This window comes from Micromonospora sp. NPDC049497, assembly GCF_044465805.1.
Classification (GTDB): Bacteria; Actinomycetota; Actinomycetes; order Mycobacteriales; family Micromonosporaceae; genus Micromonospora.
This window is the reverse complement of sequence record NZ_JBITMC010000013.1, coordinates 132,115-149,866: the sequence shown is the minus strand read 5'-3', so window position 1 is coordinate 149,866 and position 17,752 is coordinate 132,115. Positions and strand designations below refer to the sequence as shown.

20 protein-coding genes and 1 pseudogene are annotated in these 17,752 nt (G+C 70.9%); 4 read left to right on the top strand and 17 right to left on the bottom strand.

The window, feature by feature from the left end:
• Positions 1-51 precede the first annotated feature (51 nt).
• Positions 52-618: a TetR/AcrR family transcriptional regulator gene (locus ACIBR0_RS19240; protein ID WP_396717329.1), complete on the top strand. Its 567-nt coding sequence runs from the start codon at positions 52-54 to the stop codon at positions 616-618.
• Here ACIBR0_RS19240 and ACIBR0_RS19235 read toward each other — a convergent pair.
• The gene (locus ACIBR0_RS19235) at positions 606-1,610 is read right to left on the bottom strand and encodes a tyrosine-type recombinase/integrase (RefSeq protein ID WP_396717327.1); all 1,005 of its coding nucleotides are present in this window, start codon (positions 1,608-1,610) and stop codon (positions 606-608) included. The genes ACIBR0_RS19240 and ACIBR0_RS19235 overlap by 13 nt on opposite strands.
• A gap of 111 nt (positions 1,611-1,721) precedes the next feature.
• Here ACIBR0_RS19235 and ACIBR0_RS19230 point away from each other — a divergent pair, with 111 nt between their 5' ends.
• A complete protein-coding gene (locus tag ACIBR0_RS19230) occupies positions 1,722-2,276 on the top strand; it encodes an isochorismatase family protein (protein WP_396717325.1) in 555 nt (184 codons plus the stop codon).
• Between the two features lie 163 nt (positions 2,277-2,439).
• Here the strand turns inward: ACIBR0_RS19230 and ACIBR0_RS19225 are convergent, their stop codons facing one another.
• The 8 genes from ACIBR0_RS19225 to ACIBR0_RS19190 all read right to left on the bottom strand — a co-directional run bounded on the left by ACIBR0_RS19225 (position 2,440) and on the right by ACIBR0_RS19190 (position 10,121).
• Positions 2,440-2,991 carry a gluconokinase gene (locus tag ACIBR0_RS19225; RefSeq protein WP_396717323.1) on the bottom strand — a complete coding sequence of 184 codons (552 nt, stop codon included), beginning with the start codon at positions 2,989-2,991 and terminating at the stop codon, positions 2,440-2,442.
• Complete coding sequence (gene manD, locus ACIBR0_RS19220) at positions 2,981-4,210, bottom strand: D-mannonate dehydratase ManD (protein ID WP_396717321.1); 1,230 nt, start codon at positions 4,208-4,210, stop codon at positions 2,981-2,983. The genes ACIBR0_RS19225 and manD overlap by 11 nt, the downstream gene beginning before the upstream one ends.
• A gap of 34 nt (positions 4,211-4,244) precedes the next feature.
• The gene (locus ACIBR0_RS19215) at positions 4,245-5,198 is read right to left on the bottom strand and encodes a sugar kinase (protein WP_396717319.1); all 954 of its coding nucleotides are present in this window, start codon (positions 5,196-5,198) and stop codon (positions 4,245-4,247) included.
• Positions 5,195-5,833, bottom strand: coding sequence for a bifunctional 4-hydroxy-2-oxoglutarate aldolase/2-dehydro-3-deoxy-phosphogluconate aldolase (locus ACIBR0_RS19210; RefSeq protein ID WP_396717317.1), 639 nt, complete (start codon positions 5,831-5,833; stop codon positions 5,195-5,197). Before ACIBR0_RS19210 ends, ACIBR0_RS19215 begins: the two co-directional genes overlap by 4 nt.
• 4 nt (positions 5,834-5,837) lie before the next feature.
• Positions 5,838-6,986 carry a galactonate dehydratase gene (dgoD, locus tag ACIBR0_RS19205; RefSeq protein ID WP_396717315.1) on the bottom strand — a complete coding sequence of 383 codons (1,149 nt, stop codon included), beginning with the start codon at positions 6,984-6,986 and terminating at the stop codon, positions 5,838-5,840.
• 7 nt (positions 6,987-6,993) lie between these two features.
• A complete protein-coding gene (locus ACIBR0_RS19200) occupies positions 6,994-7,809 on the bottom strand; it encodes a carbohydrate ABC transporter permease (RefSeq protein ID WP_396717313.1) in 816 nt (271 codons plus the stop codon).
• Positions 7,806-8,756: a sugar ABC transporter permease gene (locus tag ACIBR0_RS19195; RefSeq protein WP_357033549.1), complete on the bottom strand. Its 951-nt coding sequence runs from the start codon at positions 8,754-8,756 to the stop codon at positions 7,806-7,808. The genes ACIBR0_RS19200 and ACIBR0_RS19195 overlap by 4 nt, the downstream gene beginning before the upstream one ends.
• Before the next feature lie 78 nt (positions 8,757-8,834).
• Positions 8,835-10,121, bottom strand: coding sequence for an ABC transporter substrate-binding protein (locus ACIBR0_RS19190; protein ID WP_396717310.1), 1,287 nt, complete (start codon positions 10,119-10,121; stop codon positions 8,835-8,837).
• 159 nt (positions 10,122-10,280) lie between these two features.
• Here ACIBR0_RS19190 and ACIBR0_RS19185 point away from each other — a divergent pair, with 159 nt between their 5' ends.
• On the top strand, positions 10,281-11,042 hold the full coding sequence (locus tag ACIBR0_RS19185; protein ID WP_396717308.1) for a FadR/GntR family transcriptional regulator: 762 nt from the start codon (positions 10,281-10,283) through the stop codon (positions 11,040-11,042).
• 80 nt (positions 11,043-11,122) lie between these two features.
• On the opposite strand, the pseudogene ACIBR0_RS19180 reads toward ACIBR0_RS19185, so the two are convergent.
• The 4 genes and pseudogenes from ACIBR0_RS19180 to ACIBR0_RS19165 form a co-directional block, all read right to left on the bottom strand.
• A pseudogene (locus ACIBR0_RS19180) lies at positions 11,123-11,287 on the bottom strand (transposase); the annotation flags it as partial.
• 16 nt (positions 11,288-11,303) lie between these two features.
• Positions 11,304-11,552 (bottom strand): hypothetical protein, encoded by a 249-nt coding sequence (locus ACIBR0_RS19175; RefSeq protein ID WP_396717306.1) that lies wholly within the window; start codon positions 11,550-11,552, stop codon positions 11,304-11,306.
• Positions 11,549-11,779, bottom strand: coding sequence for a hypothetical protein (locus ACIBR0_RS19170; RefSeq protein ID WP_396717304.1), 231 nt, complete (start codon positions 11,777-11,779; stop codon positions 11,549-11,551). Before ACIBR0_RS19170 ends, ACIBR0_RS19175 begins: the two co-directional genes overlap by 4 nt.
• Complete coding sequence (locus ACIBR0_RS19165) at positions 11,779-12,258, bottom strand: hypothetical protein (RefSeq protein WP_396717302.1); 480 nt, start codon at positions 12,256-12,258, stop codon at positions 11,779-11,781. Before ACIBR0_RS19165 ends, ACIBR0_RS19170 begins: the two co-directional genes overlap by 1 nt.
• Positions 12,259-12,302: 44 nt before the next feature.
• On the opposite strand from ACIBR0_RS19165, the gene ACIBR0_RS19160 reads away from it, so the two are divergent.
• Positions 12,303-13,295, top strand: a complete 993-nt coding sequence (locus tag ACIBR0_RS19160; RefSeq protein ID WP_396717300.1) for a helix-turn-helix transcriptional regulator — start codon at positions 12,303-12,305, stop codon at positions 13,293-13,295.
• A gap of 72 nt (positions 13,296-13,367) precedes the next feature.
• On the opposite strand, the gene ACIBR0_RS19155 is transcribed toward ACIBR0_RS19160, so the two are convergent.
• The 4 genes from ACIBR0_RS19155 to ACIBR0_RS19140 all read right to left on the bottom strand — a co-directional run bounded on the left by ACIBR0_RS19155 (position 13,368) and on the right by ACIBR0_RS19140 (position 17,744).
• The gene (locus tag ACIBR0_RS19155; RefSeq protein ID WP_396717298.1) at positions 13,368-15,761 is read right to left on the bottom strand and encodes an ATP-binding cassette domain-containing protein; all 2,394 of its coding nucleotides are present in this window, start codon (positions 15,759-15,761) and stop codon (positions 13,368-13,370) included.
• Between the two features lie 226 nt (positions 15,762-15,987).
• Positions 15,988-16,437, bottom strand: a complete 450-nt coding sequence (locus tag ACIBR0_RS19150) for a helix-turn-helix transcriptional regulator (protein WP_396717296.1) — start codon at positions 16,435-16,437, stop codon at positions 15,988-15,990.
• A gap of 34 nt (positions 16,438-16,471) precedes the next feature.
• On the bottom strand, positions 16,472-17,077 hold the full coding sequence (locus ACIBR0_RS19145) for a TetR/AcrR family transcriptional regulator (RefSeq protein WP_396717295.1): 606 nt from the start codon (positions 17,075-17,077) through the stop codon (positions 16,472-16,474).
• A 13-nt stretch (positions 17,078-17,090) separates the two neighbouring features.
• Positions 17,091-17,744: a hypothetical protein gene (locus ACIBR0_RS19140; protein ID WP_396717293.1), complete on the bottom strand. Its 654-nt coding sequence runs from the start codon at positions 17,742-17,744 to the stop codon at positions 17,091-17,093.
• Positions 17,745-17,752 lie beyond the last annotated feature (8 nt).

Below are 17,752 nucleotides of genomic sequence, written 5' to 3'. Positions count from 1 at the left end.
GCACCCTACTACAGATGTAGTCAGCGATACTACTGATGTAGTCTCAGCACCGTGGACACCCGCCAACGGCAGATCCTCGACGCCGCCATCACCGTCCTCGGCACCCGCGGCTCCCGACACCTCACCCACCGCGCCGTCGATGAGCAGGCCGGCCTTCCCACCGGCTCCACCTCCAACCGCTACCGCACCCGCGAAGCCCTCCTCGCCGGCGTCCTCACCCGCATCCTCGACACCGAGACCGCCGGCTGGCACCGCCTCGCCGGCGACCTGGACCCCGTCGGCCCCGACACCTTCGCCGCCGTCGTCGGCGCCCTCGTCCACCACCTCGCCCACGACGGCCGCGCCCTCACCCTGGCCCGGCTAGCCATCTTCGGCGAAGCCGCCCACCAGCCCGACCTCCAGCGACAGATCGCCCACAGCCAGGCCGACCTCACCGCCTGGGCCGCACCCCTCCTGGCCGCCCTCGGCGCCCGCCACCCCACCAGCGCCCTGCGCCTGCTGCTCGCCCTCGTCGACGGCCTGCTCAACAACCAGCTCGCCAACCCCGACCCCGCGTTCGACCCCACCACCGCCATCGCCACCGTCCTGCCGGCCATCCTCGACCGTCACGACTCCTGACCGGCCCCCAGCAACCCCGACAACACCCGGTGCGTCCGGTTCGACCGCACCGCCGCCCGCTGCTGACCCGCCGTCACCTCGATGTACGTCTGCGACGACGCCAACGACGCATGCCCCAGCAACCGCATGATCTCCGCCGCGCCGGCCCCGTCCTCGGCCAACCGCGTCGCGAACGTGTGCCGCAACGCGTGCAACCGCGCGCCCCGCGGCACCCGGTCACCGATGCCCGCCCGCCGGTAGCAGGACTCCACCAGGTACTGCAGACCACCGCGCCGCAACGGCTCACCCCGCCGGTCCACCAGGAACACCGCGTCCGGCCGCACGCTGCGCGACCCGAACCGCCGCACCCGACTGTCCAGGTACGACTCCAGCACCCGGTCCAACTCCGGCTCCACCGGCACCACCCGCGGACGCCCGCCCTTACCGGCCACCTCCACCCGCCGCTCGCCGGCCCGACCAGCCAGCGACGACACCCGCAACGCCAGCAGCTCCGACAGGCGCAACCCCGCACACAGCGCCAGCGCCAGGACCGCCACGTCCCGCTCCGGCCACGGGTCGCGCTGCCGGCCGTCCTCCCGGGCCACCGCCGCGAGCAGCTCCTCCGGGGTGTCGTCGCCCCGTAGCGGCTTGGGCTGGGGGAGCGGTGCACGGGGGCGGCCGACCGCCGGCATGGGATTACCCGCCACCGTCCCCTCGGCCACCAGGAACGTGAAGAAGCTGTTCCAGCTCGACCAGGCCCGGTGAACCGACGCCGACGCCCGGGGAGCGGCGAACCGCGCGAAGGCCGTCCGCATGACCCGGGGGGAGAGCGCGGAGATCGACAACGTGCCGAGGGGGAGGGGAGGGGTGTGGGTCTCCGCGGCCAGCGCCGCGACCGTGCGCAGGTCCCGCCGGTACGCCTCCAGCGTGTGGGGGGAGGGCTTACGGGTGGCACGTGCGGTCAGGAACTCCTCGATCAGGTGCATCACCGATTCGTCCTGTTTGTCATGCATAAGCACTATTATGCATGACTTTCACGTTCCGGCCCACAGGGGAGAGGGGATGGGCGCGTGTCGGGGGTCGGGCCTAGCATCGGCGGGTCCGCCCCGAGGAACGGAGCTGCCGTGACGACCCTGCCGGAGCGACCGCACACCGCACTGCTCGTCATCGACGTCCAGAACGGGGTGGTGGCCGACGCGCACGACCGCGACGCCGTCATCGCCAACATCAACACGCTGCTCGACAGGGCCCGCGCCCAGGACGTGCCGGTGGTCTGGGTCCAGCACACCGACGACGGCCTGCCGACCGGAAGCGACGACTGGCAGTACGTGCCGGAGCTGGTCCGGTCGACCGCCGAGCCGCTCGTCCACAAGAGCCACGGCGACTCGTTCGAGGACACCGACCTGGAGGCGGTGCTCGCCGACCGGCAGGTGGGCCACCTCGTCGTCACCGGAGCGCAGACCGACGGGTGCATCCGCGCGACCCTGCACGGGGCCTTCGTGCGGGGCTACGACGTCGACCTGGTCGGCGACGCGCACACCACCGAGGACCTCACCGCGTACGGAGCACCGCCGCCGGACCAGGTCATCGCCCACACCAACCTGTACTGGGGATGGCAGAGCGGGCCGGGGCGGAAGGCCTCGACCGTCGACACCGCCGACGTGAGCTTCACCGCCTGACCGGTCTCGGGGAGGCCCCTCCCGGAACGCTACTTGACATAATGTGCATTATCGAATCTAGCGATAATGCGGTTGGCCCGGCGGGGGCTGCCCGCCGGGGCCCACCTCGAAGGGCCGCCCCGCGCGGACGGTCGCGGCGCCGGGGCGCGCGACCGGGCGCCGCCTACCAGCCGGCGGTGACGCCGGTCGGCAGGCCGAGCCCGTCGACCGCCGCCGAGACGAGCTCGCTCGACGTCAGCGACACGTCGAGCACCAGCACCGACTCGTCCGGGTGAGGCCGTTCCAGGGTCGCCAGCTGCGACCCGAGCAGGCTCGCCGGCATGTAGTGCCCGGTACGGCGGGCCATCCGCTCCCGGATCACGTCGGCCGACCCGTCGAGCAGGACGAACTCGACGTTCGGCGGCCCCTGGCGGAGCACGTCGCGGTAGGACCGCTTCAGGGCCGAGCAGGCCAGCACCGTCGAGACGCCGTCGGCGGCGCGGGAGGCCATCCACTCGGCCAGGTCGCGCAGCCAGGGCAGGCGCGCAACGTCGTCCAGCGGCACCCCGGCCCGCATGCTCGCCACGTTGGCCGGCGGGTGGAACTCGTCCGCCTCGGCGAAGGTCAGTCCGGTACGGGCGGCGATGCCCAGGGCGATGGTCGTCTTGCCGGCCCCGGACACCCCCATCACGACCACGTGTCGCGTCGGCGCGACCGGGCGGCGCTCACCAGTCATGGACCGTGCCGTCCTGGAGCCGGTTGAACGGCAGGTAGGCCGGCACGTACGGGAACTTCGCGGCGGCCTCCTCGTCCAGTTCGACGCCGAGCCCGGGCTGCTCCCCCGGGTGCAGGTAGCCGTCGGTGAAGGTGAACGACTGCCGGAACACCTCGTTGGTGAGCGCCCCGTGCTGCATGTACTCCTGGATGCCGAAGTTGTGGATGGCCAGGTCCAGGTGCAGCGCGGCGGCCATGCCGACCGGCGAGATGTCGGTCGGCCCGTGGATGCCGGACTTGATCTGGTACTGGGCGGCGAAGTCGAGCAGCTTGCGCATGGCCGTGATGCCGCCGGTATGGGTGACGGCGGACCGGACGTAGTCGATGAGCTGCTCGCGGATGAGGGTCTGGTAGTCCCAGACGGTGTTGAACACCTCGCCGATCGCCAGCGGCGTGGTGGTGTGCTGGCGGACCAGCCGCAGCGCCTCCTGGTTCTCCGCCGGGGTGCAGTCCTCCAGCCAGAACAGGTCGTAAGGCTCCAGCGCCTTGCCCAGCTTGGCGGCCTGGATGGGGGTCATCCGGTGGTGGCCGTCGTGCAGCAGCGGCAGCTCCGGGCCGAACTCGTTGCGGACCGCCTCGAAGACGCCGGGCAGATGACGCAGGTAGGAGCGGGTGTCCCAGTCCTCCTCGGCCGGCAATGGGGTGCGCTGCGCCGGCTCGTAGTCGTACCGCTTGCCGTCGACGCTCCTCTGGGTGGCGACACCGTAGACGGCGTTGATGCCCGGCACGGAGGTCTGCACGCGGATCGAGCGGTAGCCGAGTTCGAGGTGGCGGCGGATCGAGTCGAACAGCTCCGGCAGGTCCCGGCCGGAGGCGTGGCCGTACGCCATGATGCCGGTGCGGGACGCCCCGCCCAGCAGCTGGTACAGCGGCATGCCGGCGGCCTTGGCCTTGATGTCCCACAGGGCCACGTCCACCGCCGCGATGGCGGCCATCGTGACCGGTCCCCGACGCCAGTACGCCGAGCGGTAGAGGAACTGCCAGGCGTCCTCGATGCGGTGGGCGTCCCGGCCGATCAGCAGCGGCACGACGTGGTCGCGCAGGTATGAGGCGACGGAAAGTTCACGTCCGTTGAGGGTGCCGTCGCCCAGGCCGGTGACGCCGTCGTCGGTGGTGATCTTCAGGGTGACGAAGTTGCGGTCGGGACTGGAGACGATGACGTCAGCTGCGACGATCTTCACGGGGTGCCTTTCTTCCTACGGGGTGTGGCAGCGGCTAACGGAGGACGCTTCCCGCCTCGTGGCCGTCGAGAAGGGACAGTTCGGCGCGGCGCGGCAGCCCGTCGCAGTCGCCCCGGCTGGAGACCGCGAAGGCGCCGAGGGTGGCCGCCCGCCGCAGCCGACCGGCCAGGTCGAGCCCGTCGAACCAGCCGGAGAGGTAGCCCGCGGTGAACGCGTCCCCGGCGCCGACGGTGTCGACGGCGGTCACGGCCAGCGCCGCGACGTGCTCGACCCCGTCCGGGGTGTGCGCGCGGGCGCCGTCGGCGCCCAGCTTGACCAGGACGGTGTGCACGCCCCTCCGGAACAGGTCCGCCACGACGGTGGACTCGTCGGCCCCGGAGTCGCCGACGAGGTCGAGTTCGTCGGCGGAGGCGATGACGGTCGAGGCGTACCCCGCCAGCAGGGTGAGCACCTCGCGGGCGGTGTCGCGGGACCAGAGGCGGGCGCGGTGGTTGACGTCGAGGCACACCGGGATGCCCGCCGCGACGGCCGCCTCGGCCGCCCACCGGGTGGCCTCCCGGGCGGTGTCGGACAGCGCCGGGGTGATCCCGGTCAGGTGCAGCGTCCGCGCGCCGGCGGCCAGCGGCGCCCGCAGGTCGTCGACGCGCAGCGCGGAGCCGGCCGATCCGGCCCGGTGGTACTGCACACGGGTCACGTCGGCGGTGCGCTGCTCCAGGAACATCAGGCCGGTCGGCCGGTCGGGGTCTCGGGTCACGCCGTCGACACCGACGCCCTCGGCGCGCAACTGCCGCAGCGTGTACTCGCCGAACTCGTCGGTGCTCACCCGGCCGACCCACGCGGCCCGGTGGCCCAGCCGGGCCACCCCCACCGCCACGTTGGACTCGGCGCCGGCCAGGTGCGTGGTCAGCGGTCCCCCGGCGGCGAGCGGGCCGGCCGAGCGCAGCGACACCAGCGCCTCGCCGACGGTGAGCAGGTCCGGTGCGGTCATGGGGCGGTCGACTTCCGCACCGCGGCGAGGTAGGTGCGCGCCCGCGCCCGCAGGGCGTCCAGGTCGCCGCCGGCGGCGGCGTCGCCGACCAGGGGGCCGCCGAGGCCGACCGCGATCGCGCCGGCCCGGAAGTAGCCGGGCACGTCGTCCAGGCCGACGCCGCCGACCGCGACGAACGGGATCTCCGGGAACGGGTCGCGCACCGCCCTGAGGTACGCCGGGCCCCCGACCGATGCCGGGAACAGCTTGATCGCCGAGGCTCCCATCCGCATCGCGGTGTACGCCTCGGTGGGGGTGAGCGCCCCGGCGGCGACCGGGAGGCCGCGGCGGGCCGCCTCGGGGATCGACTCGACCACGGCCGGCGTCACCACGAACTGCGCGCCCGCGGCGGCCACGTCGGCGACGTCGGCGGTGGTGAGCACCGTGCCGGCCCCGACCAGCGACCCGGCGGGGGCCGCCGCGCGCAGCGCTTCGATCGCCCGCGCGGCGTCCGGCGTGGTGAGGGCCACCTCGACGATGCGTACGCCCTCTTCCAGCAGGGCGGTGCCGGCGGCGACGGCGCCGGCGGTGTCGGTGCCGCGGATGACCGCGAGGATGCGGGCGTCGGTGAGTTCGGCGGTGAGGTTGACGGTCAAGAGATCACCATTCCGCGTAGGAGCCGTCGCGGTGCCGCCAGGTGGGGCTGCGCCACGCGTGCCCGCGTTTGTCGGCCGTCCGTACGGCGTGTTCGTCGATCTCGATGCCGAGTCCGGGTGCGGTGAGCCGCTCGACGTACCCGTCGACAAACGTCAGCGGGGTCTTGTCGAGGCAGTAGTCGAGCACCTCGGCGCCGAGGTTGTAGTGGATGCCGATGCTCTGTTCCTGGATCAGGTAGTTGGGCGTGGCGAAGCCGACCTGGAGGCAGGCGGCGAGGGCGATCGGCCCGAGCGGGCAGTGCGGGGCGAGGTGCGCGTCGTACACCTCGGCCAGCGCGGCGATCTTGCGGACCTCGGTGATGCCGCCGGCGTGCGAGAGGTCCGGCTGGGCGACCGCGATGCCGGCCTGGAGCACCGGCAGGAACTCCTGCCGGTTGTAGAGCCGCTCCCCCGTGGAGACCGGCGTGGTGGTGGAGCGGACGAACTCGCCGATCAGGTGCGAGTTCTCCGGTACCACCGGCTCCTCCAGGAAGAACGGCCGGAACGGCTCGAGCAGCGGGGCGACCCGGCGGGCGGTGGCGAGGGTGAGGCGGCCGTGGAAGTCGACCGCCACGTCCCGCTCGTCGCCGAGCACCTCGCGGGCGGCGGCCACCCGCTGGACCACGCCGTCGAGTTCGGCGACGGACGCGACCGCGCTCATCCGGCCGGAGGCGTTCATCTTCACCGCGGTCAGGCCCGTGGCGACGGCGGCGCTGATCTGGTCGCGGACCTCGCCGGGCTCGTCGCCGCCGACCCAGCCGTAGACCCGGATCCGGTCGCGGACCGGGCCGCCGAGCAGCTGGTGCACGGGCGCGCCGAAGTGCTTGCCGGCGATGTCCCAGAGCGCCTGGTCGAGCCCGGCGACGGCGCTGGCCAGGATCGGCCCGCCCCGGTAGAACGAGCCCTTGGTCATGACCTGCCAGTGGTCCTCGATCCGCAGCGCGTCTTTGCCGATCAGCAGCTCGCTGAGCTGCTCGACGGCGGTGCGGACGGTCTCGGACCGGCCCTCGCAGGTCGCCTCGCCCCAGCCGACGATCCCGGAGGACGTTTCGACCCGGACGAACAGCCAACGCGGCGCGACGAGGAAGGTCTCCACCCGTGCGATCGTGGTCATGGTGTCCTCAGCCCTTCGTGGCGCCGGCGGTGAGGCCGGAGACGACGTACTTCTGCACGAACAGGGCGATCAGCATGATCGGCAGGGTGACCACGGTGGCCGCCGCCATCAGGCCGCCCCAGTCGATGCTGGCGTAGCCGACGAAGTCGAAGATCGCCACCGGGAGCGTCTTGGTGTCGGCCCCGGAGAGCACGAGGGCGAACATGAAGTTGTTCCAGGAGAAGATGAACGACAGGATGCCGGCGGTGGCGATGCCCGGCACCGACAGCGGCAGGGTGATCCGCCGGAACGCGCCGATGTGGGTCAGCCCGTCGACCAGCGCCGCCTCCTCGAGTTCGGTCGGCAGGCCGTCGAAGTAGCCCATCATGATGTAGACGATCAGCGGCAGCGACACGAACATGTGGCTGAGGATCAGCACGGTGAATCCGCCGACCATCTGCAGGTTCGAGAAGACGTAGTACCAGGGCACCAGCAGCGAGACGCCGGGGATGACCCGCGCCATGAGCACGACCAGCGCGGACTTCTTCATGTTGAAGCGGCTCATCGAGTACGCGGCGGGCACCCCGAGCAGGAGCGACAGCACGGTGGCGGCGAGCGCCACCCAGAGGCTGTTGCCGATGAACTGGACGTAGTTCGCCTGCTGGAGCACGTTGGTGTAGTTGTCCAGCGTCGGGGAGAAGGCGAACGCCTTGTCGGTGTCGTAGATGTCGACGTTGGTCTTGAACGACGCGGCGATCATCCAGATCAGCGGCGCCAGCAGCGACAGCACCACGAGGACGAGGGCCACCGTCCGGAAGGTCTTGTACGGCCTGCGCAGCTTCATCGGTCCAGCCCCTTCTTGCGGTAGGTCAGGGCCCACATCACCCCGATGATGATCAGGAAGAAGATGATGAGGACGGTCGATGAGACGCCGTAGTCGTTGTAGTCGAAACTGAGCCCGTAGGCGTACACGTTGAGGGTCTCCACCTCGTGGAACGACCCGCCGCCGCGCCCCTTGGTGGCGTAGAGGATGTCGAACGTCTTCAGGGCGTCGATGCCGCGCAGCAGGATCGCGACGATCACGGTGGGCATCAGCAGCGGCAGGGTGACGTGCCGGAACCGCTGCCAGGTGCTGGCACCGTCGATCAGCGCCGCCTCCTGCGGCTCGTCGGACAGCGATGTCAGGCCGGCGAGCAGGATGAGCACGACCATCGGCGTCCACTGCCAGATGTCGATGAACATCGTCGTGGGCAGGGCCGAGTTCTGCCCGGAGAGCCAGGGCTGGGGGTCGATGCCGACCCAGCCGAGCACCTGGTTCGCCATCCCGATGTTGGGGTCGAAGATCAGCCGCCACATCATGCCGACCGCGACCGGGGTGGCCACCAGCGGCAGGAGGATCGCGACCCGGACCCACTTCTCTCCCCGGAACGGCCGCCACAGCAGCAGCGCGATGGCCATGCCGAGGACGACCTCGAAGAAGAGCACGACCCCGGTGAAGAGGGCGGTACGCCACACGGCCGGCCAGAACCGGTCGGTGTCACCGAGCACGTCGAGGTAGTTCTGGAAGCCGATGAACTCGCTCTCGGCCCGCACCGATCCCTCGGCGTCGGTCAGGCTGAGGTACCCGGTCCACGCCACCGGGAAGACGATGAGCACGGCGACGAACAACATGGCGGGCGCCGCGAAGAGCCACTTGCGGTGCTCGTTGGCCCAGCGCGACCAGGCCGAGGTCTGCGGGGACGCCGGACGCGCCTCGGGCGATCTTTTGACTGGTGTGGTGACGGCTGACATGAGGTCTCCGGGTGGGTCAGGGCCAGCGTCCCGGCGCGGGGCGGCGGAGCCGGTCGGCTCCGCCGCCCGCGCTTCGGGCTACTTCGCCTCGTCGTCGAGGAACTTCTGGAACGCCTCGTTCGCCGCGTCCGCCGAGGCGGCCGCGTCCTTGCCGGTGATCGCATCGACGATCGGCTGACCGACGATCTCCCGCGCCTGGGCGACCTTCTCGACCAGCGGACGGTCGTGACCCACGCCGTTGGCGGTGCTGACCGTGGTGGCCTCGGCGAGGTCCTTCGGGTAGGTCGCCGCGCCCTCCGGGTTCTCCCAGACCGAGGTGCGGGCACCGGGGACGCCGGCCTTCTGCTGCGCCAGCGCCTGCTCCTTGCCGGCCGCCCACTGGATGAACTTCCAGGCGTTGTCCTGGTTCTTGGACGCCTCGTTGACGCCGAGCGCCCAGGAGGGGATGTTGTACGGCTTCGAGCCGGCCGGGCCGGCCGGGAAGGCCGCGAACCCGACGGTCTCGGAGACCTTGGACTTGGTCGGGTCGGTGGCGTTCTTGTAGAGCGAGTTGGCCTCGGTGTAGAACGCCGCCTTGCCCTGCGTGAAGATCGCCATCGCCTCGGACCAGCTCATGTCGGTGCTGATGTTCTCCGGGCCGTGCTCACGCAGCAGCCCGCCGTAGTAGGCGTACGCCTGCTTGGCCTGCTCGGTGTTGACCGACGCCTTGCCGCTGGCGTCGACGAAGTCGCCGCCGAAGCTGTAGAGGAAGCTGGAGAACTGCGTGACCGCGGCCGCCTTGCCGGTGCGGGACACGAAGCCCGCCACGCCCGGGTTGTCGGCCTCGACCTTCGCCGCCTGCGCCTTGAGCTCGTCGAGGGTCTTTGGGGGGGCGGTGAAGCCGGACTTCTCCAACAGGTCCTTGCGGTAGTAGAGGACCTCCTGCTCGGTGATGATCGGCACGCCGACCACCTTGTCCTCGTACGTGGTGGCCTGCACCGGTGCGGACTGGAAGTCGCCGAACTCGAACGCGTTGTCCGACTTGGTCTTGTCGCTCAGGTCGGCGAGGTACTTGTTCTTGGCGAACAGCTTCCCCTCCTGCAGCGGCCGGTACATCATCACGTCGAGATCGGTGGACCCGGCGTTCAGCTTGACGTTGTACTGGTCGGAGAGCTGGTCCTCGCCGAGCTGGGTGACCTCCACCTTCAGGCCCGACTGCTTCTCGAACTCCGGCAGGGCCTTCTTGATGTTCTCCGTCCACACATGGTTGACCAGCGTCACGCGCACAGTGTTCGAGCTGCCCGCGTCGTCGCCGCCACCGCAGGCCGACAGGCCGAGGGCGACGACCATCGCCAGGGAACTCCCGATTACTGATCGACGTCTCACGTCCATCTCTCCTTATGCCGAGGCCGAGGCCGTGGCCGCCGCCCTCGTCCCCCGACGGGTGGGCCGCCACCTCGCGGTTTACATCCGCTTAACTTCGGGATGTTAGGCCGAAAAAGCAGACTTATACAAGAGGTGCAACCAACTGATATGATCCGCCACGTGAAACAGTCCTCCCCGGGGCTTGCCGGCGCCCAGCTCGCCCCTGTCGAGGCAGGGCTGCACGCACGCGTCCTCGACCATCTCGGCACGGCCATCTGCGGCGGCGAGCTGGCGCCGGGGTCGGTGCTCAATATCGACGACCTGGTCGAGCGCTACGCCGTGTCCCGCTCGGTCGTCCGCGAGGTGCTGCGGGTGCTCGCCTCGATCGGATTCATCGAGGCCCGTCGCCGTGTCGGGGTCATGATCCTCCCCCCGAACGCCTGGAACGTGTTCGATCCCCAGGTGATCCGCTGGCGGCTCGCGTCGTCCGGCCGCATCGTCCAGCTCCGCTCGATCACCGAGCTGCGCACCGCCGTCGAGCCGCACGCCGCATGGCTCGCCGCCGAGCGGGTCGGTCACGACGAGGCCAGCGACCTCGTCGGCCTCGCGGCGAAGATGTGGGCCGCCGGCAAGGCCGGCGACGAGGAGCGCTTCCTCCAGCTCGACATAGAGTTCCACCGGCGGGTGCTGGTGGCCTCCGGCAACGAGATGTTCGTCCGGCTGCAGGACCTGGTCGCGGAGGTGCTCACCGGCCGGCACCAGCACCACCTCATGCCGCACCATCCGCACGAGCAGGCCCTCAAGTTGCACGCGGAGGTGGCCCAGGCGATCCAGCGGCGCGACGGCGAGCGCGCCCGGAAGGCCATGGTGCAGCTCATGGAGCAGGCCTTCGACGAGATGAGTTCGCTCTGGGAGCAGACCGGCGAACCCGCCGGCGCCTGACACGATCCGCGACCACGGGAGCTGTAGGCCTTGTCCGCGAGTACCCGATCAGGTCCTGCCGGGCCGGCGTCGCGCGGCATCCGCACCTCGACCGGCCCGACATCGATCAGCACAGTCTTGCTCCGGCTGCCGTTACGGGTATTGCCGCTGCCCCGACCTGCCGGGTCGTGCTTGTCGTAGCCGACGTGGTCGGTGATCTCACCGTCCGACGCCGACTCCCGGACCCGCTTCGTGAGCTGTTGCAGCCCCTTGATCGGTCGATCAGCCGTTATTTGTACAGTCCCGCCCCGTCCGGGTGAACTCCATGACCCAGTTGGTCTCCCAGCCGCGTCCCCCGTAGGTGGAGAACGCCTGTTCCCAGCGGCAGGACGTCGGCGTGATCGCCGACCAGAGGAACCGGCACCGGATCGGTCGGCCCTCGTCGACGTCGTCGGCGAGGAAGGTGCCGACGCCGTCGACGAACCGACCGACCACCGGGGGCAGTTCCAGCACCCCACGTGAGCTGTTCATCCAGTAGATCGACCAGGTTCCGTTCGCCGGGTCGAAGATCCGTAGGTGGACCCGGCGAAGCCCTTCGTGGGGAAGGTGATCTCGTCGAAGCTGCCGGCGCCGTCGAAGAAGCTCCGCGCCACGGTGGAACCGGGGAATTCGTCCCACTCGTCGCTGCCGACGTGTCGCCGCACCAGCCGTCGGTTGGCCACGTGCCAGGTGCCGACCAGGAAGTGGAAGTCGCCCATCAGCGTCCCACCGGTCCTTCGGCCCGGGTGTCGGCGAGCCAGCCGTCGAGGTCGGGCCGGTCGGGGATGAGGACGTGCCGGATCCAGGCGGTGCGTTCGTGTTCCAGCACGCCGAGTTCCCAGACGCAGCCCACCCCGGGTCGGCGCATGTCGGTGAAGTGCGTGGGATCGTCGTCGGGTGAGCCGACCGCCGGCTGGCCGGCCACGGCGATGCGCGCCTCGACGACGTTGTCGAAGAACCAGCTGTACGCCAGCAGGTACGCCCCGGTGTCCGCCCCGCGGTGCAGCACCACCCAGCTGCCGGCGGGGGTGCCGTCCCCGCCGGCGGGCGGGAGCAGGCCGGGCAGGAAGTCGTACGCCGCCTGCTGCACCTCGGGTTCGAGCCGGCGTTCCGACTGGTCGATGTGGTAACGCTTGATTCTGCGTCCGCCGAGGGTGACCGGTTCCAGCACCCGCAGTTCCTTGTCTCGGAAAGCCATGCCGGGACGGTACGGCCACTCCCCTGACAGCTACTGTCAGCAGAGTGCGGGCCAGTCGACTTCTCTCCCTCCTGCTGCTGCTGCAGAGCCACGGGCGGATGACGGCCGTTCAGCTCGCCGAGCGGCTGGAGGTGTCCACCCGCACCGTCTACCGCGACGTCGAGGCGCTGCACGCCGCCGGGGTCCCGCTCTACGGCGAGGCCGGGCACGCCGGGGGCTACCACCTGGTCGAGGGCTGGCGTACCCGGTTGACCGGGCTGACCACCGAGGAGGCCGAGCGGCTCTTCCTGGCCGGTCTGCCCGGGCCCGCCGCCGAGCTGGGTTACGGGGCCGTCGTCGCCGCCCTTCAGCTCAAGCTGCGTGCCGCGCTCCCACCGGAGTTGGCCGACCGTGCCGCGCGGCTTGAGCAGCGCTTCCATCTCGACACCCCGAGCTGGTACGCCGACGGCGACGCCTCGCCCTTCCTCGCGGAGGTGGCGGAGGCGGTCTGGCGGCAGCGCCGGGTCCGGGTGCGCTACCGCAGCTGGCGCGGCGAGGTCGACCGGACGCTGGAGCTGTACGGGCTGGTCCTCAAGGGCGGCCGGTGGTACGCGGTGGCCGGCCGGCCCGGGCGGGACGTTCCGGCCACCTACCGGGTGAACCAGATCCTGTCGCTGGCCACGCTGGACGAGGAGTTCGCCCGGCCGGCGTCGTTCGACCTGCCGGCGTGGTGGCGGGAACACGTGGTGCGGTTCCGCGCCGGGCTGCACCGCGACGACGCGACGATTCGGCTGTCGCCCCGGGGCCGGCAGCGTCTTCGGGAGGTCGCCACCGAGCTGGTGGCCGCCGCGGTCGACGGGACCGCCGGGCCGCCGGACGAGGCCGGTTGGGTGACCGCGGTGATCCCCATCGAGTCGCTCACGCACGCCCACGGCGACCTGTTGCGGCTGGGCGCGGACGTGGAGGTGCTGACCCCCGCGGCGCTGCGCGAGCGGCTGGCCGCCACCGCCGCCGAGCTGGCCGCCCTGTATGCGCCGCCGACCGGAGTCACCACCTGACGGCGGGTACTCCCCCGGGCGTCATGTCGGTGCCGGCCCACCGGTGCGGTGGGCCGGCGTCGACGACCGGGGTCAGGGTGCGACGTAGGCCGCGAGGTGCTCGCCGGTGAGGGTGGAGCGGGCGGCGACGAGGTCGGCGGGTGTGCCTTCGAAGACGATCCGGCCGCCGTCGTGGCCGGCGCCGGGGCCGAGGTCGATGATCCAGTCGGCGTGGGCCATGACCGCCTGGTGGTGCTCGATGACGATGACCGACTTGCCGGAGTCGACGAGCCGGTCGAGCAGGCCGAGCAGCTGCTCGACGTCGGCGAGGTGCAGGCCGGTGGTCGGCTCGTCGAGGACGTAGACGCCGCCCTTCTCGGACATGTGGGTGGCCAGCTTGAGCCGCTGCCGTTCGCCGCCGGACAGGGTGGTGAGCGGCTGACCGAGGCTGAGGTACCCGAGCCCGACGTCGGCGAGCCGGTGCAGGATCGCGTGGGCCGCGGGGATCCGCGCCTCGCCGGCGCCGAAGAACTCCTCGGCCTCGGTCACCGACATCGCGAGCACCTCGCTGATGTCCCGGCCACCGAGGTGGTAGTCCAGCACCGACGCCTGGAACCGCTTGCCCTCGCACTGCTCGCAGGTGGTGGCGACGCTGGCCATCATCCCGAGATCGGTGTAGATGACGCCGGCCCCGTTGCAGGCGGGGCAGGCGCCCTCGGAGTTGGCGCTGAACAGCGCCGGCTTCACGCCGTTGGCCTTCGCGAACGCCTTGCGGATCGGGTCGAGGAGTCCGGTGTACGTCGCCGGGTTGCTCCGGCGTGAGCCGCGGATCGCGCCCTGGTCGATCGACACCACGCCGGCGCCGGCGGGGATCGAACCGTGCACCAGCGAGCTCTTGCCGGAACCGGCCACGCCGGTGATCACGCAGAGCACCCCGAGGGGAATGTCGACGTCGACGTCGCGCAGGTTGTGGGCGTTCGCGCCGCGGATCTCCAGCGCGCCGGTGGGCTTCCGTACGGTCTGCTTGAGGGTGGCCCGGTCGTCGAGGTGGCGGCCGGTGAGGGTGCCGCTGGCCCGCAGCCCCTCGATGGTGCCCTCGAAGCAGACGGTGCCGCCGGCCGTGCCGGCGCCGGGGCCGAGGTCGACGACGTGGTCGGCGATGGCGATCGTCTCGGGCTTGTGTTCGACGACGAGAACCGTGTTGCCCTTGTCCCGCAGCCGCAGCAGCAGGTCGTTCATGCGCTGGATGTCGTGCGGGTGCAGCCCGATGGTGGGTTCGTCGAAGACGTAGGTGACGTCGGTGAGCGAGGAGCCGAGGTGGCGGATCATCTTGGTGCGCTGCGCCTCGCCGCCGGACAGGGTGCCCGACGGCCGGTCGAGCGAGAGGTAGCCCAGTCCGATCTCGGTGAACGAGTCGAGGAGGTGTTGCAGACCGGTGAGCAGCGGAGCCACCGACGGCTCGTCGAGCTTGCGGACCCAGTCGGCCAGGTCGCTGATCTGCATGGTGCAGACGTCGGCGATGTTCTTCCCGTTGATCCTGGACGACCGGGCCTCGGCGGTGAGGCGGGTGCCGTCGCACTCGGGACAGGTCGTGAACGTCACCGCCCGCTCCACGAAGGCCCGGATGTGCGGCTGCATGGCGTCGACGTCCTTGGCGAGCATCGACTTCTGGATCTTGGGAATCAGGCCCTCGTAGGTCAGGTTGATGCCGTCGACCTTGATCTTCGTCGGTTCCCGGTAGAGCAGGTCGTGCAGTTCCTTCTTGGTGTACCGGGCGATCGGCTTGTCCATGTCGAAGTAGCCACTGCCGGCGAAGATGCGACCGAACCAACCCTCCATGCTGTAGCCGGGGATGGTGAGGGCGCCCTCGCCGAGCGACTTGGAGTCGTCGTACAGGGCCGAGAGGTCGAAGTCGGTGACCGCGCCCATCCCCTCGCAGCGCGGACACATGCCGCCGAGCCGGTTGAAGGTCGCCTTCTCGGTCTTCGTCCTGCCGGCGCCGCGCTCGACGGTGATCGCACCGCTGGCCTTCACCGAGGGGACGTTGAACGAGTACGCGTTGGGCGGGCCGATGTGCGGCGTGCCGAGCCTGCTGAACAGGATGCGCAGCATCGCGTTGGCGTCGGTGGCGGTGCCCACGGTGGAGCGGGGGTTGGAGCCCATCCGCTCCTGGTCGACGATGATGGCGGTGGTCAGCCCGTCGAGCAGGTCGACGTCCGGCCGGGCCAGGTTCGGCATGAACCCCTGCACGAAGGCGCTGTACGTCTCGTTGATCATCCGCTGGGACTCCGCGGCGATCGTGCCGAACACCAGGGAACTCTTGCCCGAGCCGGAGACGCCGGTGAACACCGTCAGGCGGCGTTTCGGGATCTCGACGTGAACGTCCTTGAGGTTGTTCTCGCGGGCGCCCTGCACGCGGATCAGATCGTGGCGGTCGGCGCGGTGCGGCTCGGTCGACCCGGTGTCGGTCCTCGTGGCCATGCTCATGTGTCTCCATCTGTCGGGCGGAGCCGCGTTCGCGGTGTCCGTCGGCGTCGCCGGGCTCGATCCGAGCCGTGGGTGTCAGACCGACCCGGGACCGTCGCGCGTCGGCTCCCGGTCCGGCCCGGGGCCGGGGACGGGAGAAGGCCCGGCGGTACGGCGTGGCGAGCGCGCAGGTCGAGGCCGGTGTGCGCGGCGAACCCGGCCACACGGCCGCTCGGTCCCATGGCGGTCAGGCTAGCTGCGGCCCCGCCACCCGTGCTTCTCGATTTCTGATCGGTCTGGTCACCTGTTTGGCGATGCAGGCCGGCATGTCCGCCGTCGGGCGTGCTCCCCGGGTCCGGTAGGTGCTCGGGGGCACACCGACCAGCTCGGTGAAGCGGGTGCTGAAGGTGCCCAGCGACGAGCAGCCGACCGCGAAGCAGACGTCGGTGACGCTGAGGTCACCCCGACGCAGCAGCGCCATGGCGCGCTCGATGCGCCGCGTCATCAGGTACGCGTACGGCGACTCGCCGTAGGCCAGGCGGAACTGGCGGCTGAGGTGCCCGGCCGACATGTTCACGCCGCGGGCGAGCGCCTCGACGTCCAGCGGCTGCGCGTACTCCCGGTCGATCCGGTCGCGGACCCGGCGCAGTCGCGCGAGGTCGCGCAGGTGGTGTGCCTCGGCCGAGGTGCTGGTCACCTGGGAGATCGTGCCATATCTGGCCGAGGATCGCCTACCGTCGTGGGTCGCGCGCCGCCCTGGCCTGGTCGCCCTGACTGAAGATCATGTCGAGGTGCTGGTCCAGGACGCGCAGCGCCTGCTGGGGTGGGTAGTGGCCGCCCAGGAGGTGGACGCCCAGTCCTTCCATCAGCGCCAGCAGACCGGCGGCGGTGTCCTCGGCGTGCGGGCCGGGCAGGAGTCCGGCGATGAAGCCGGTCATCTCGGCGTTGTCGTCGCGCAGCGTGGAGGCGGCTTCCGGGCGTACGGCGGTGTAGGCGAGGAATGCCAACGCCACCCGCCCGTCGTCACGGGACTGGTCGTCCAGCGGCAGCAGCGTCGCGATGATCGTCCGCAGCAGCAGTCGTGGCGGGGGGTTCTCGCCCAGGGCGGCGAGGGCTTCGGTGATGCGGGCCTGGCTGCGGTCGCGTACCACCGACAGCGCGAACGCCATCATCTCGTCCTTGGTGCGGAAGTAGTGCTGCACCATTCCCGCCGAGACGCCGGCGGCTGCCGCCACGTGCCGGAGGCTGACGGCTTCGAGGCCCTGCTGTGCGGCGACCCGCATCAGCGCGTCGGCGATGAGCGTTCGTCGCTCCTGACGGTCCACCTTCTTGGGCATGGCAGCGATGCTTTCAAACCGAGGTCGTGAACTGGCGGGCGCGGCGGACGAAGCCGTCGGGGTCGTCGGCGTAGAGGCGCACCTCGTCGACCGGCTCAGTCCTGCCCTTCGACAGGTCGAGGGTGAGCGGACGGCGTAGCCGGATGTCGACGCTGGTCTGGCTGGCGACGACGAACTGCAGCACCTGACGGTCGCCGTCCGGCTCCACCTGGACGGACCGGCCGGAGGGCAGCGAGCGGTAGCGGGCGTGCACCGCCTCGACGTCGTCCCACGGCACGGTGACGTCGATCGCGGCGTTCAGGCGTATCCGGATGCCGCGCGGGCCGACGGTGTGGGGGTGGATGCTCATGCTCGCGAAGAGACCGACCATCCAGAGCAGGCCCCAGATGCCGAGGACACCGACGATCCAGCGGGCCGGGCGCCAGGGAATCACGTTGCTGACGATGAGGTCGAAGATGGGGATCTCCACGGCGGACAGTCCGATGAGGACGCCGAGGATCGGCTTGACGACACCGAGGTAGCTGAACGGCGCGTCGCCCGGTTCCAGGGCCGAAGGTCGGCGTCGCGCCCAGAGGTACAGGCTGCGCCACATGGCGCCCTCGGTGGCGACGGCCCGGCGCAGGAGTGGGCCGGCGCGGCCGGGCGTGCGGGTCGTCGTGTCGGTCATGGTCGTCC

Excerpts from the sequence above, each read along its gene's own strand:
- ACIBR0_RS19155 (WP_396717298.1), bottom strand. The coding sequence starts at position 15,761 with ATGAGCATGGCCACGAGGACCGACACCGGGTCGACCGAGCCGCACCGC.
- dgoD (WP_396717315.1), bottom strand. The coding sequence starts at position 6,986 with ATGACCACGATCGCACGGGTGGAGACCTTCCTCGTCGCGCCGCGTTGG.
- ACIBR0_RS19145 (WP_396717295.1), bottom strand. The coding sequence starts at position 17,077 with ATGCCCAAGAAGGTGGACCGTCAGGAGCGACGAACGCTCATCGCCGAC.
- ACIBR0_RS19165 (WP_396717302.1), bottom strand. The coding sequence starts at position 12,258 with ATGGCTTTCCGAGACAAGGAACTGCGGGTGCTGGAACCGGTCACCCTC.
- ACIBR0_RS19175 (WP_396717306.1), bottom strand. The coding sequence starts at position 11,552 with ATGAACAGCTCACGTGGGGTGCTGGAACTGCCCCCGGTGGTCGGTCGG.
- ACIBR0_RS19200 (WP_396717313.1), bottom strand. The coding sequence starts at position 7,809 with ATGAAGCTGCGCAGGCCGTACAAGACCTTCCGGACGGTGGCCCTCGTC.
- ACIBR0_RS19140 (WP_396717293.1), bottom strand. The coding sequence starts at position 17,744 with ATGACCGACACGACGACCCGCACGCCCGGCCGCGCCGGCCCACTCCTG.
- ACIBR0_RS19225 (WP_396717323.1), bottom strand. The coding sequence starts at position 2,991 with ATGACTGGTGAGCGCCGCCCGGTCGCGCCGACGCGACACGTGGTCGTG.
- ACIBR0_RS19195 (WP_357033549.1), bottom strand. The coding sequence starts at position 8,756 with ATGTCAGCCGTCACCACACCAGTCAAAAGATCGCCCGAGGCGCGTCCG.
- ACIBR0_RS19235 (WP_396717327.1), bottom strand. The coding sequence starts at position 1,610 with ATGCATGACAAACAGGACGAATCGGTGATGCACCTGATCGAGGAGTTC.
- ACIBR0_RS19215 (WP_396717319.1), bottom strand. The coding sequence starts at position 5,198 with ATGACCGCACCGGACCTGCTCACCGTCGGCGAGGCGCTGGTGTCGCTG.
- ACIBR0_RS19170 (WP_396717304.1), bottom strand. The coding sequence starts at position 11,779 with ATGGGCGACTTCCACTTCCTGGTCGGCACCTGGCACGTGGCCAACCGA.